A 13,623-nucleotide genomic window follows, 5' to 3' on the forward strand; every position below is an offset into this window, starting at 1 on the left:
GTCAGCGCCCGCGCCAGTTCGTCTTCATCGCAATCCACAGCTTGCGCAGCGGCGTCAACGCGATGCGCTGGTGCAGGACCTGGAAGTTCTCCGCCTCGATCTCGCGCAGCAGGGTGCGGTAGATGTTGGCCATCATGAGACCGGGCTTCTGCGCCTTGCGATCGGTGTCGGACAGCAGGGCCACCGCCTCGTCGTACAGCGCGTGCGCACGCTGCGCCTGGAACTTCATCAGCGCGGTGAAACGGTCGCTGTAGCCCCAGGGAGCGTCGCGCTTGAGGATCTCGTGCGCCTTCACGTCGAACTGCTGCAGCTCGCTGACCGGCAGGTAGATGCGGCCGCGTCGCGCGTCGTCGCCGACGTCGCGGATGATGTTGGTGAGCTGCATCGCCTGACCCAGCTTGTGGGCGTAGGCGACGGTCCGCGGATCCGTGCGGCCGAAGATGCCCGACGCCACCTCGCCCACCACGCCCGCCACCAGATGGCAGTAGCGCTGCAAGCCGGGGTAGTCGAGGTAGCGCGTCTGTTCCAGATCCATCTGGCAGCCGTCGATGACGGCCAGCAGGTGCTCGACGCGGATGTCGTAGTCCTTCACGTGCGGCATCAGCGCCTTCATCGCGGGATGCGAGGGCTGGCCGTTGAAGGCGCTCATCGCCTCCTTGCGCCACCAGGCCAGCTTGGTCGCGGCGACGCCCGGATCGGACACCTCGTCGACGACGTCGTCGACCTCTCGGCAGAACGCATAGAAGGCGGTGATCGCCGCGCGACGCGGCGGCGGCAGGAAGAGGAAGGCGTAATAGAAGCTCGAGCCGCTCGCGGCGGCTTTCTGCTGGACGTACTGCTCGGGCGTGGAGGCGCCGGCGGCGGTCGTCTTGTCGGAGGCCTTGTCGGCGGTCTTGTCAGTGTTGGTGCTCATCGCGCCGTCCCTTCGCGGCGTGGGTTCGTACGGTCCGCCGGCATCGTCAAGGCGCGCCACAGCAGGAGCGGCGCGTCGGACGCGCCGATCGTCGGCCGTCTCAGCAGGGCGTCGAAACGGTTCGATGCCAGCTTGTCGAGGATGCGGAGGCCGCCTTGTACCACCAAGCGCAGCTCCCAACCGGCCCGGCCCGGAATCCGGCGGGCCAGCGGCGCCCCGTCGCCCATCACGTCGCGGGCCCAGCCGCAGAGTTCCGCGATCAGCGCGCGGGCGTCCGGACTGTCGCGCAGCGACAGCAGGTCCTGTCCCTCGACGCCGTGACGCCGGCGGTCCTCCAGCGGCGCGTAGATCCTGCCGCGTGGGCCGTCGATGGTGAAGTCCTGCCAGAAGTTGATCAGTTGCAGCGCCGAGCAGATCGCATCCGAGCGCCGCACCGATTCGGCGTCGGTGATGCCGTACAGATGCAGCAGCAGGCGCCCGACGGGGTTGGCCGAGCGGCGGCAGTAATCCAGCAGCTCGACGCGGGTCGCGTAGTCGGTCTTCACGAGGTCCTGCTCGAAGGCATCGAGGAGATCTTCCAGCAGCGGCACGGGCAACCGGTACTCGATCAGGATGTGTCCCAGCGGCGCGAACACGCGCGTCGCCCAGCGCGGAGAGGGGGCCCGGCCGGCCGCGACGGCGCGCAGGTCGGCGCGGAACTCCGCCAGCGCGCGCAAGCGCTGCGCGGGCGCGGCATCGCCTTCGTCGGCCAGGTCGTCGGCGGTCCGCGCGAACCGGTAGATCGCCATGATCGCGGGACGCAGCGCCGGCGGGCTCAGCCAGGAGGCGACAGGAAAGTTTTCGTAGTGCTCTATGCTCACGGGCGGCATTCTCCGCTGAGCGAGCGATGCCGTTTGCGTCAACCTGACGTCCCGAACCCCCGCGGTTTGTCGACGGGCGTCAATCTCCGCAAACCACGCGCAGTACCCCAGTGAACCGTACGCCGTCGGTTTGACACGTTCGGACACGCTGAATACATTACTGACCGGTCAGTCAGTTACTCCGATGCCCCGGGTCGGGCGTCGTGGCTTTGTCGAGGTGTTCATGCCCCAACGGTCTCTAGTCTCCCTGCCCGCCGGCACGTCCGGCGCCGTGTCCGAACCTGCCTCCGCCGGTTCCAGGGGGCGCGTGTCGAAGTGGTTCGCGGCCGCCGCCGCCGTGGCCGCCGTGGTGGTGCTGGCCGCCTGCGGCAAGCAGGCGCCGCCGCCCGAGCCGGAGCGTTATGTGCGCACCCTGGTGCTGACGCCGCAATCGGCCGGCCTGCAACGCGAGTTCGCCGCTGAAGTGCGGGCTCGCCTGGAGTCGCGGCTCTCCTTCCGCGTCCCCGGCAAGATCCTGGAGCGCAAGGTGGACCTCGGCTCGGTGGTCAAGCCGGGCCAGGTGCTGGCCCGGATCGACAGTTCGGATCTGGTGCTCGCGCAGGAGGCCGCCAAGTCCAACGTGCTGGCGGCACGTGTCAATCGCGACCAGCTGGGCGCGGACTACAAGCGCTACATCGATCTCCACAAGCAGGGCTTCATCAGCGCCGCCGAGCTGGACCGCCGCGACGCCGCGTTCAAGGCCGCGCAGGCGCAGTTCGAATCGGCGCGCGCCCAGTCCGACGTGCAGCGCAACCAGGCGCAGTACTCGAGCCTGATCGCCGACGCCGCCGGTGTCGTGACCGGCATCGACGCGGAGCCCGGCATGGTCGTGGCCGCCGGCACGCCGGTGGTGCGCGTGGCCAACGACGGACCGCGGGACATCGTGTTCTCCGTGTCCGAAGACCAGATCGCGCTGGTGCGCGCCGCCGCGGCACGGCCGGACGGCATGAAGGTCCGCCTCTGGACCGACACCAAGGCCGACGCGCAGCCGATCAAGCTGCGCGAACTGGCCGCTGCCGCCGACCCGGTGACGCGGACCTTCCTGGTCAAGGCTGAACTGAACAACCAGAACGTGCACCTCGGGCAGACCGCGACGGTCGTGCTGACGGGGGCGCCGTCGGACAACGCGATCAAGCTGCCGCTGAGCGCGGTGATGGAATCGCAGGGCAGGAGCGCCGTGCTGCTGCTGGATCCCAAGACGATGACGGTGAGCACGAAGGCGGTGAGCGTCGTCGGCGCAGAAGGCAACGAACTGGTCGTGCAAGGCCTGTCGCCCGGCATGGAAGTCGTGACCGCCGGCGGACACGTGCTCACGCCGGGGCAGAAGGTCAGGCGCTTCGTCCCGCCGGGCACGCCGACGGAGGGCGCCGCGCCCGCGTCCGCGTCCGCTTCGGCGACCGCTTCGCGCTGAGCCTCGGGAGCCCTGAATGAGCAACCCGAGCCGCGCCGGTTTCAACCTCTCGCGCTGGGCGCTGGAGCATGCCCCGCTGACGCGCTACCTGATGGTGGTGCTGATGGTGCTGGGCTTCGCCGCCTACTTCCAGCTGGGCCAGGACGAAGACCCGCCGTTCACCTTCCGCGCGATGGTCGTGCAGGCCTACTGGCCGGGCGCGACACCGCAGCAGATGGCCGAGCAGGTCACCGACAAGATCGAACGCACCCTGCAGGAGGTGCCACACGCCGACAAGATCCGCAGCTACACCAAGCCGGGGGAGTCGCTCACCATCTTCCAGGTGAAGGACAACACCGCGCCGGGCGAGGTGCCCCAGCTCTGGTACACGGTCCGCAAGAAGATCGGCGACCTGCGGGCCACGCTGCCGCAGGGCGTGCTGGGGCCGTTCTTCAACGACGAATTCGGCGACGTCTACGGCTCGATCTTCGCGCTGTCGTCCGACGGCGGTTTCTCGATCGAGGAACTGCGCCAGCAGGCCGAGGCCGTCCGTTCCGAACTGCTGCGCGTGCAGGACGTGGCCAAGGTCGACCTGTTCGGCGTCCAGGCGGAGAAGCTCTTCATCGAGATCTCGCAGAAGCGTCTGGCGGAACTGGGCCTGGATTTCAACCAGGTCGTGTCGCAGCTCAACGCGCAGAACGCGGTCGAGAGCGCCGGCACGATGGACGCCGGCAGCGCCAACGTGCAGATCCGCATCGAGGGCCAGCTCAATTCGGTCCAGGCGCTGAGCGACTTCCCGATCCGCGGCACCAACGCGCAGACCGGCGTGGCCAGCAGCATCCGCCTGGGCGACATCGCCAAGGTCCGCCGCGGCTACGTCGATCCGGCCACGACCATGGTCCGCTTCAACGGCAAGCAGGTCGTCGCGCTGGGCGTGTCGATGGGCAAGGGCGGCGACATCATCGCGCTGGGCAAGGCGCTGCAGACCAGCGTCAAGCGGCTGCAGCAGCAGCTGCCGGCCGGCATTTCGCTGGCGCAGATCCAGGACCAGCCCACGGCCGTGAAGAGCTCGGTGGGCGAGTTCGTGCACGTGCTGATCGAGGCCGTCGTCGTCGTGCTGGGCGTGAGCTTCATCGCGCTGGGCCTGCACACCAAGCCGCTGCGCATCGACGTCTGGCCGGGCCTGGTCGTGGGCATCACGATCCCGCTGGTGCTGGCGATCACCTTCGTCGTGATGCTCTACGCCGGCGTGGGGCTGCACAAGATCTCGCTGGGGTCGCTGATCATCGCGCTCGGCCTGCTCGTCGACGACGCCATCATTGCCGTCGAGATGATGGTGCGCAAGCTCGAGGAGGGCTACGACAAGATGCATGCGGCGACGTACGCCTACGACGCCACCGCCAAGCCGATGCTGACCGGCACCTTGATCACCGCCGTCGGCTTCCTGCCGATCGGCCTGGCGAAGTCCACCGTCGGCGAATACACCTATGCCATCTTCGCGGTGACCGCGGCGGCGCTGGTGATCTCGTGGCTCGTGTCGGTGTACTTCGTGCCCTACCTCGGCGCGCTGCTGTTGAAGACCCGCGCCGGCCACGAGGGCGAGGCGCACGAGGTCTTCGACACGCCGTTCTACAACCGCTTCCGCCGCTGGGTGGCGTGGTGCGTGTTCCACCGCTGGAAGACGATCGGCCTGACGATCCTCGTGTTCGTGCTCGGCCTGGCCGGCATGGGCAAGGTGCAGCAGCAGTTCTTCCCGGACTCGAGCCGGCCCGAGATCCTCGTCGACCTGTGGCTGCCCGAGGGCGCCACGATCGAGCAGAGCAACGTCATCGCCAAGCGCTTCGAGGCCCGCATGGCCAAGGAGCCGCTGGTGGGCAGCATCGCGACCTGGGTGGGTTCGGGCGTGCCGCGCTTCTACCTGCCGCTGGACCAGATCCTGCCCAACACCAACGTGAGCCAGGCCATCATCCAGCCCAGGACGCCGGCCGATCGCGAGACGCTGCGTCACAAGCTGCCGCAGATCCTGGCCCAGGAGTTCTCCGAGGTGCGTGGCCGGGTGAAACTGCTGCCCAACGGGCCGCCGGTGCCGTACCCGGTGCAGTTCCGCATCGCCGGCGACGATCCCGCGCAGTTGCGGATCTACGCCGACCGCGCGAAGGAGCAGATGCGCGCCAACCCCAACATGGTCGGCGTCAACGACGACTGGAACGAGTCCATCAAGGTCCTGCGCCTGCAGGTCGACCAGGACAAGGCTCGCGCGCTGGGCGTGACCAGCCAGAGCATCGCGCAGGCGGCGCGCATCCTCGTGACCGGCACCACGGTGGCGCAGTACCGGGAGGCCGACCGGCTGATCGACATCGTCCTGCGCCAGCCGGTGCAGGAGCGCGACACGCTGTCCGAACTCGCCAACGCCTACGTGACGACGGCCTCGGGCCGCTCGGTGCCGCTGACGCAGATCGCCAAGCCCCAGTTCACCTGGGAGCCCGGCGTGATGCACCGCGAGAGCCGCCAGTTCGCGATCACCGTGCAGGGCGACGTCATCGAGGGCCTGCAAGGCGCGACCGTGACCAACCAGCTCTGGCCCGCGCTCGACGCGATGCGCAAGGACATGCCGCCCGGCTACTCGATCTCGATCGCCGGCGCCGTGGAGGAGAGCAGCAAGGGCACCGGCTCGATCGCGGCCGGCGTGCCGATCATGCTGTTCATCACCTTCACGCTGCTGATGCTGCAGCTGCACAGCTTCTCGCGTGCCATGCTGGCCTTCCTGACCGGCTTCCTCGGCATCGCCGGCGTGTCCGCGGCGCTGCTGCTGCTGAACCGGCCGTTCGGCTTCGTCGCGCTGCTGGGCGTCATCGCGCTGATGGGGATGATCCAGCGGAACTCCGTCATCCTGATCGACCAGATCGAGCAGGACCGCGCGCGGGGCGTGCCGCCGGCGCAGGCGATCGTCGAGTCCGCCGTGCGTCGTCTGCGCCCGATCGCGCTGACCGCCGCGGCCGCCGTGCTGGCCATGGTGCCGCTGTCGCGCAGCGTGTTCTGGGGGCCGATGGCCGTGGCCATCATGGGCGGCCTGATCGTGGCCACCGTGCTGACGCTCTTGGCGCTGCCGGCGATGTACGCGGCCTGGTTCCGCGTCGAACGGGACAAGGACGCCGGCATCGCGCCGTCCACGCATTGATCGCCCGCTGACCACGCCAGGACCCCGCAGGGGTTTCCCCCGCCCGGGACGGGCGGGGGCGCGTCGGCAAGCGTCGATTCCTTGATTACAATCGCCGGTTTTCCGGATCGCGGAGGGCAGGGCCCTGGGCTCTTCCTTCGCGTCATGAATTACCAAGGGGCCGTCGCGCGGACTGCGCGCAGACAGCGCGCGGCGAACGCGACGACCTCAGTTCACCCGGCGCGGGTGGCGAAATTGGTAGACGCACCAGGTTTAGGTCCTGACGCCTTCACGGGCGTGCCGGTTCGAGTCCGGCCCCGCGCACCACCCTCTCAACTGATTCCGAGTCCACTATGGCTGTCACCGTCGAAACTCTCGAAAAGCTCGAACGCCGCATCACGCTCACGCTGGCGGCCACTGTCATCAACTCCGAAGTCGAATCCCGCCTGAAGAAGCTGGCCCGCACGGTCAAGGCCGACGGCTTCCGTCCGGGCAAGGTGCCGATGTCCTTCGTGGCGCAGCGCTACGGCGCCCAGGTCCAGTACGAAGTCGTCAACGACAAGCTGGGCGAGGCCTTCAGCGCCGCCGCCAACGAGGCCAAGCTGCGTGTCGCCGGCATGCCCAGCATCGCCCAGAAGGATGAAGCCGCCGAAGGCGAGCTGGCCTTCGACGCGACCTTCGAGGTCTACCCCGAAGTGAAGATCGCCGATCTGGCCGACGCCGAGATCGAGCGCGTCTCCGCCGACGTGACCGATGAAGCCATCGACAAGACCGTCGAGATCCTGCGCAAGCAGCGCCGTTCGTTCGCCCAGCGCGGCGCGGCCGACGTGGCCGCCGACGGCGACCGCGTCACCATCGACTTCGAAGGCAAGATCGACGGCGAACCCTTCGCCGGCGGCAAGGCCGACGGTTTCCAGTTCCTGCTGGGCGAAGGCCAGATGCTCGAAGCCTTCGAGAAGGCCGTGCGCGGCATGAAGGCCGGCGAATCGAAGACCTTCCCGCTCGCGTTCCCGGCCGACTATCACGGCAAGGACGTCGCCGGCAAGGAAGCCGACTTCCTGGTCACGGTCAAGAAGATCGAGGCCCAGCACCTGCCCGACGTGAACGAATCGTTCGCCAAGGCCCTGGGCATCAAGGAAGGCACGGTCGAAGCCCTGCGCGCCGACATCAAGAAGAACCTCGAGCGCGAAGTGAAGTTCCGCGTGCTGGCCAAGAACAAGGGCGCCGCGATGGACGCGCTGGTCGGCAAGGCCGAGCTGGACGTGCCCAAGTCGCTGATCGCCGGCGAGGCCGAGCGCATGGTCGCCAACGCCCGTGAAGACCTGAAGAAGCGCGGCATCAAGGACGCCGACAAGGCCCCGATCCCCGCCGAGCTGTTCAACGACCAGGCCGAGAAGCGCGTGCGCCTGGGTCTGGTCGTGGCCGAGCTGGTCCGTTCGCAGAACCTGCAGGCCAAGCCCGAGCAACTGCAGGCCCACATCGAAGAGATCTCTCAGAGCTACGAGAAGCCGGCGGAAGTCGTGCGCTGGTACCTGTCGGACCGCGAGCGCATGGCCGAGGTCGAAGCCGTCGTGATCGAGAACAACGTCACCGACTTCATCCTGGGCAAGGCCAAGGTCACCGACAAGCAGCTGCCGTTCGACGAACTGATGGCCACGGCCTGATCGTCGGACACGCGGTCCTGGCGCAGGGTTTTTCGGCGTTGCCCTTGATTCGCCGCAAGCCCATCGCCAAGTAAGGCGCCAGGCCGCGAGGCCGGCGCCTTTTTCTTTCCCCGGCGCTACCGGCGCGAGGACCACGCCCCGAAGGGGGCCACCCTCGGACGGTCAGGGGATGGAGCGCACGACATAATGGTTTGTCGTGATCTCGAACCACATCAGAGGATTTCATGAGCGCGCTTGAAACCAGCAACCTGGGCATGGTGCCCATCGTCATCGAACAGTCGGGCCGCGGCGAGCGCGCCTACGACATCTACAGCCGCCTGCTGCGCGAGCGCATCGTCTTCCTGGTCGGCCCGGTGAACGATGCCGTCGCCAACCTGGTGGTCGCGCAGCTGCTGTTCCTGGAGAGCGAGAACCCCGAGAAGGAGATCTCGCTGTACATCAACTCGCCGGGCGGCAGCGTCTCGGCCGGCATGTCGATCTACGACACCATGCAGTTCATCAAGCCGTCGGTGTCGACGCTGTGCATGGGCATGGCCGCGTCCATGGGTGCCTTCCTGCTGGCCGCCGGCGAGAAGGGCAAGCGCTTCGCGCTGCCGAACTCCAAGATCATGATCCACCAGCCGCTGGGCGGCGCCCAGGGTCAGGCCACGGACATCGAGATCCATGCCCGCGAGATCCTCAAGACGCGCGAGCAGCTGAACCGCATCCTGGCCGAGCGCACCGGCCAAAGCCTGGAAAAGATCCAGGCCGACACGGAGCGCGACTACTTCATGTCCGCGGCCGAGTCGGCGACCTACGGTCTGATCGACAAGGTCATCGAGAAGCGCTGATCGCGGATCAGGGTGAGGGTCCCGGGCCCACTCCCGGTGTGCGGCGGCGTCCCTGTGGGGCGCCGCTTGCCTTTCTCTCGACCGCGGCCCCGCCTCGCCCCGCCCCCGCCCCCGCCTCCGACAACGCCGACGCCGACGCCGACGCCGACGCTTCTGGCAGGGGATTTCTCAAGCCTGAGAAGTCTTTTGCCCGGTGCGCGTCGAACCACTGGCGCCGCGCGCCAACTGACCGCCCGTTGACCGCACCAACTGACCACTCTTAGGGGCTTTTATCCCCCCAAGGGTGGTGCCGGCAATTGAACTATCATCAATGCAGGCACTTGCCTGTATTCCCCGCAGCCCTTCAGCAGCCCCAGCAGCACTCCCATGGCCGAGAAAAAAGGCAACTCCAGCGAAAAAGTCTTGTATTGCTCCTTCTGCGGCAAGAGCCAGCATGAGGTCAAGAAGCTGATCGCGGGCCCGTCGGTGTTCATCTGCGACGAGTGCATCGAGCTGTGCAACGACATCATCCGCGACGAGGTCCCCGCCGAGGCGGCGACCGGCGGACGTGCCAGCAAGTCGGACCTGCCCGTCCCCAGCGAGATCAAGACGACGCTCGACCAGTACGTGATCGGCCAGGACGTGGCCAAGCGCACGCTGTCCGTCGCGGTCTACAACCACTACAAGCGGCTGCGCCACGCGGCCGACACCAAGGACGGCGTCGAGCTGTCCAAGAGCAACATCCTGCTGATCGGCCCGACCGGGTCGGGCAAGACACTGCTCGCGCAGACGCTGGCGCGGGTCCTGAACGTCCCGTTCGTGATCGCCGATGCGACGACGCTGACCGAAGCCGGCTATGTCGGCGAGGACGTCGAGAACATCATCCAGAAGCTGCTCCAGAACTGCAATTACGACGTCGAGCGTGCGCAGCGCGGCATCGTCTACATCGACGAGATCGACAAGATCAGCCGCAAGGCGGACAACCCCTCGATCACGCGCGACGTGTCGGGCGAAGGCGTCCAGCAGGCGCTGCTGAAGCTGGTCGAAGGCACGATGGCCTCGGTCCCCCCGCAAGGCGGCCGCAAGCATCCGAACCAGGACTTCCTGCAGATCGACACGACCAACATCCTGTTCATCTGCGGCGGCGCTTTCGACGGCCTGGAAAAGCTCATCCAGAACCGTTCCGAGCGCTCGGGCATCGGCTTCAGCGCCGACGTCAAGAGCAAGAGCGACAAGAAGGTCGGCGAACTGTTCCGCGAAGTCGAACCGGGCGACCTGATCAAGTTCGGCCTGATTCCGGAACTGGTCGGTCGTCTGCCGGTGATCGCCACGCTCGGCGAGCTGACCGAGGACGCGCTGGTGCAGATCCTGACCGAGCCGCGCAACGCGCTGGTCAAGCAATACCAGCAGCTGTTCTCGATGGACGGCGTCGAACTGGAAGTGCGTCCGTCGGCGCTGAGCGCCGTCGCGCGCAAGGCGCTGGCCCGCAAGACCGGCGCCCGCGGCCTGCGCTCGATCGTCGAGCACGCGCTGATCGACACCATGTTCGAGTTGCCCTCGCTGGAAAGCGTGGCCAAGGTCGTGCTGGACGAACACAACATCGACGAGGACACCAAGCCGTTGCTGGTCTATCGCGAAACCAAGGCCAGCGCCTGAGGTCGCGCAGACACCCCAGGCGATTCGCTTGCCATCACTTCATGTGGAAAGCAATCGCTCAAAGGCTATTGAACGGCACCTTGTAATTGGTAGCTCGGGCCCTAGATGGGCTTGAGAAAGAGAGGTTTTCATGTCCGGTCATCCGATCCTTCCCGCGGAACCCATCACGCTGCCGCTGCTCCCGCTGCGCGACGTGGTCGTGTTCCCGCACATGGTGATCCCGCTCTTCGTGGGTCGTCCCAAGTCCATCAAGGCCTTGGAAGCGGCGATGGAAGCAGGGCGCCAGATCATGCTGGTCGCGCAGAAGGCGGCCGGCAAGGACGAACCCAAACCCGACGACATGTTCGAGATGGGTTGCGTCTCCAGCATCCTGCAGATGCTGAAGCTGCCCGACGGCACGGTGAAGGTGCTGGTCGAGGGCCTGCAGCGCGCGACGACGCGCAAGATCGAGGACGGTGAAGAGCACTTCACCGCCGAGGTCGTGCCCATTCCGCCGGAAGCCGACGACCAGCCCGAGGTCGAAGCCCTGCGCCGCGCCGTGACGCAGCAGTTCGACCAGTACGTCAAGCTGAACAAGAAGATCCCCCCGGAGATCCTGACGTCCATCGCCGGCATCGACGACGCCGGCCGGCTGGCTGACACGATCGCCGCGCACCTGCCGCTCAAGCTCGACGCGAAGCAGTCGGTGCTGGACCTGTCCGAAGTGGGCAAGCGGCTGGAGAAGCTGCTGGACCTGCTCGAGCACGAGGTCGACATCCTCCAGGTGGAAAAGCGCATCCGTGGCCGCGTCAAGCGCCAGATGGAGAAGTCCCAGCGCGAGTACTACCTGAACGAGCAGGTCAAGGCCATCCAGAAGGAACTGGGCGACGGCGAGGAAGGCGCCGACATGGAGGAGCTGGAGAAGAAGATCCAGGCTGCTCGCATGCCGAAGGAAGCGCGCAAGAAGGCCGAGTCGGAGCTCAAGAAGCTCAAGCTGATGTCGCCGATGTCCGCGGAAGCGACCGTCGTGCGCAACTACATCGACACGCTGGTCAACCTGCCGTGGGCGAAGAAGACCAAGATCAAGCACGACCTGGCCAATGCCGAGGCGGTGCTGAACGAGGACCACTACGGCCTCGACAAGGTCAAGGAACGCATCCTCGAGTACCTCGCGGTGCAGCAGCGCGTCGACAAGGTCAAGGCGCCGATCCTGTGCCTGGTCGGCCCTCCGGGCGTGGGCAAGACCTCGCTGGGGCAGTCGGTGGCGCGCGCCACGGGCCGCAAGTTCGTCCGCATGGCGCTGGGCGGCGTGCGGGACGAGGCCGAGATCCGCGGTCACCGCCGCACCTACATCGGCTCGATGCCGGGCAAGGTGATCCAGAGCCTGAGCAAGGTCGGCACGCGCAATCCGCTGTTCCTGCTCGACGAGATCGACAAGCTGGGCATGGACTTCCGCGGCGACCCGTCGTCGGCGCTGCTGGAGGTGCTGGACCCCGAGCAGAACCACACCTTCGCCGACCACTACATCGAGGTCGACTACGACCTGAGCGACGTCATGTTCGTGGCGACGTCGAACTCGCTGAACATCCCGCCGGCGCTGCTGGACCGGATGGAGGTCATCCGTCTGTCGGGTTACACCGAGGACGAGAAGGTCAACATCGCCCAGCGCTACCTGCTGCCCAAGCAACGCGGCAACAACGGCGTGAAGGACGAGGAGCTCGAGGTCACCGAAGACGCGATCCGCGGCGTGATCCGCTACTACACCCGCGAAGCCGGTGTGCGGTCGCTGGAGCGCGAGATCTCCAAGATCTGCCGCAAGGTGGTCAAGGGTCTTCAGCTGAAGGCCTACGACAGCAAGGTGGTGGTCAACGAGGACAACCTGAACGAATTCCTGGGCGTTCGCAAGTACGACTTCGGCCGTGCGGAGAAGAAGAACCAGGTCGGTCAGGTGGTCGGTCTGGCGTGGACGGAAGTGGGCGGCGATCTGCTGACCATCGAAGCCACCGCGATGCCGGGCAAGGGCAACATCATCCGCACCGGCTCGCTGGGCGACGTGATGAAGGAATCGGTCGAGGCGGCGCGCACGGTGGTGCGTTCGCGGGCTCGCCGCCTGGGCATCAAGGATGAGCTCTTCGAGAAGCGTGACATCCACGTGCACGTCCCGGACGGCGCGACGCCCAAGGACGGTCCGAGCGCGGGCATCGCGATGACGACGGCCTTCGTCTCGGCGCTGACCGGGATCCCGGTGCGGGCCGATGTGGCGATGACCGGCGAGATCACGCTGCGCGGCGAGGTCACGGCGATCGGCGGCCTGAAGGAGAAGCTCCTGGCCGCGCACCGCGGCGGCATCAAGACGGTCATGATTCCGGAAGAGAACGTCAAGGACCTGCAGGACATTCCGGAGAACGTGAAGAACCAGCTCGAGATCGTGCCGGTCCGCTGGATCGACCGCGTGCTGGAAGTGGCGCTCGAGACTTATCCGCAGGCGCTGCCTGAGGAGGAAGTCGCTGCCGCGACGACGCCGGCCGAGAAGGTGGCGGATCCGAAGCCTGATGCCGGTGATTCCCTGAAGCACTGATCGCGATTCCTTCGCGATCCCCCAGACGACGGCGCCTTCGGGCGCCGTCGTTCATTTCAGCGTGATGAGCGATCGCGCTTGGGGCGGGGCGTCTCGGCGTTTGGGCGATCTTCATAAAGAAGTCGCCGAACTCTTGCGAGAGCGTCAAAAACCGTTCTATACTCTCGGCTTCAGCGCAAACGGTGCGGCGACGACAAAGCAATTCGCAAGGATTGCACGGCAGTTGAAGCAGGCAGTGTGTTGAAGACCTGCGGGAATAGCTCAGTTGGTAGAGCGCAACCTTGCCAAGGTTGAGGTCGCGAGTTCGAGCCTCGTTTCCCGCTCCAGGTTCAAAAAATGGAAGCCCCGGCTTCCATTTTTTATCGAAGTCGGACAACCAAATCCGGCTTCCACAGAATCCCGTCCAGGGTTCTGGGGCGCGATAGCAAAGCGGTTATGCCCCGGATTGCAAATCCGGTCAGTCCGGTTCGACTCCGGATCGCGCCTCCAAAGAATGGACATTGCGGGAATAGCTCAGTTGGTAGAGCGCAACCTTGCCAAGGTTGAGGTCGCGAGTTCGAGCCTCGTTTCCCGCTCCA

At 66.5% G+C, this 13,623-nt stretch carries 8 protein-coding genes and 4 tRNA genes; 10 read left to right on the forward strand and 2 right to left on the reverse strand.

What is annotated here, in order from left to right:
- Window position 1: 1 nt before the first annotated feature.
- Entirely contained in the window at window positions 2–913 is a 912-nt protein-coding gene (gene hpnD, locus AC07O8_RS07550; protein WP_495047431.1) for a presqualene diphosphate synthase HpnD, read from the reverse strand.
- Entirely contained in the window at window positions 910–1,782 is an 873-nt protein-coding gene (gene hpnC, locus AC07O8_RS07555) for a squalene synthase HpnC (RefSeq protein ID WP_495047618.1), read from the reverse strand. The genes hpnD and hpnC overlap by 4 nt, the downstream gene beginning before the upstream one ends.
- A gap of 214 nt (window positions 1,783–1,996) precedes the next feature.
- Between hpnC and AC07O8_RS07560 the strand changes: the two genes are divergently transcribed.
- From AC07O8_RS07560 to AC07O8_RS07605, 10 genes are all read left to right on the forward strand, one after another.
- A complete protein-coding gene (locus AC07O8_RS07560) occupies window positions 1,997–3,223 on the forward strand; it encodes an efflux RND transporter periplasmic adaptor subunit (RefSeq protein ID WP_495047432.1) in 1,227 nt (408 codons plus the stop codon).
- A gap of 16 nt (window positions 3,224–3,239) precedes the next feature.
- Window positions 3,240–6,380, forward strand: coding sequence for an efflux RND transporter permease subunit (locus AC07O8_RS07565; protein ID WP_495047433.1), 3,141 nt, complete (start codon window positions 3,240–3,242; stop codon window positions 6,378–6,380).
- A 219-nt stretch (window positions 6,381–6,599) separates the two neighbouring features.
- Window positions 6,600–6,686: transfer RNA gene (locus tag AC07O8_RS07570), tRNA-Leu, on the forward strand.
- A gap of 26 nt (window positions 6,687–6,712) precedes the next feature.
- Window positions 6,713–8,023, forward strand: coding sequence for a trigger factor (gene tig, locus AC07O8_RS07575; RefSeq protein ID WP_495047434.1), 1,311 nt, complete (start codon window positions 6,713–6,715; stop codon window positions 8,021–8,023).
- Between the two features lie 224 nt (window positions 8,024–8,247).
- The gene (gene clpP, locus AC07O8_RS07580) at window positions 8,248–8,853 is read left to right on the forward strand and encodes an ATP-dependent Clp endopeptidase proteolytic subunit ClpP (RefSeq protein ID WP_067275631.1); all 606 of its coding nucleotides are present in this window, start codon (window positions 8,248–8,250) and stop codon (window positions 8,851–8,853) included.
- A 366-nt stretch (window positions 8,854–9,219) separates the two neighbouring features.
- Window positions 9,220–10,488, forward strand: a complete 1,269-nt coding sequence (clpX, locus tag AC07O8_RS07585; RefSeq protein ID WP_067275628.1) for an ATP-dependent Clp protease ATP-binding subunit ClpX — start codon at window positions 9,220–9,222, stop codon at window positions 10,486–10,488.
- A 130-nt stretch (window positions 10,489–10,618) separates the two neighbouring features.
- Window positions 10,619–13,045 (forward strand): endopeptidase La, encoded by a 2,427-nt coding sequence (gene lon / locus AC07O8_RS07590; protein ID WP_495047435.1) that lies wholly within the window; start codon window positions 10,619–10,621, stop codon window positions 13,043–13,045.
- Between the two features lie 250 nt (window positions 13,046–13,295).
- Window positions 13,296–13,371, forward strand: a tRNA-Gly gene (locus AC07O8_RS07595).
- Between the two features lie 89 nt (window positions 13,372–13,460).
- Window positions 13,461–13,534 (forward strand) — tRNA-Cys (locus tag AC07O8_RS07600).
- A 13-nt stretch (window positions 13,535–13,547) separates the two neighbouring features.
- Window positions 13,548–13,623: transfer RNA gene (locus tag AC07O8_RS07605), tRNA-Gly, on the forward strand.

The organism is Roseateles sp. GW821-FHT09G09, from assembly GCF_059415965.1.

Excerpts from the sequence above, each read along its gene's own strand:
- hpnD (WP_495047431.1), bottom strand. The coding sequence starts at position 913 with ATGAGCACCAACACTGACAAGACCGCCGACAAGGCCTCCGACAAGACG.
- hpnC (WP_495047618.1), bottom strand. The coding sequence starts at position 1,782 with ATGCCGCCCGTGAGCATAGAGCACTACGAAAACTTTCCTGTCGCCTCC.
- AC07O8_RS07560 (WP_495047432.1), top strand. The coding sequence starts at position 1,997 with ATGCCCCAACGGTCTCTAGTCTCCCTGCCCGCCGGCACGTCCGGCGCC.
- AC07O8_RS07565 (WP_495047433.1), top strand. The coding sequence starts at position 3,240 with ATGAGCAACCCGAGCCGCGCCGGTTTCAACCTCTCGCGCTGGGCGCTG.
- tig (WP_495047434.1), top strand. The coding sequence starts at position 6,713 with ATGGCTGTCACCGTCGAAACTCTCGAAAAGCTCGAACGCCGCATCACG.
- clpP (WP_067275631.1), top strand. The coding sequence starts at position 8,248 with ATGAGCGCGCTTGAAACCAGCAACCTGGGCATGGTGCCCATCGTCATC.
- clpX (WP_067275628.1), top strand. The coding sequence starts at position 9,220 with ATGGCCGAGAAAAAAGGCAACTCCAGCGAAAAAGTCTTGTATTGCTCC.
- lon (WP_495047435.1), top strand. The coding sequence starts at position 10,619 with ATGTCCGGTCATCCGATCCTTCCCGCGGAACCCATCACGCTGCCGCTG.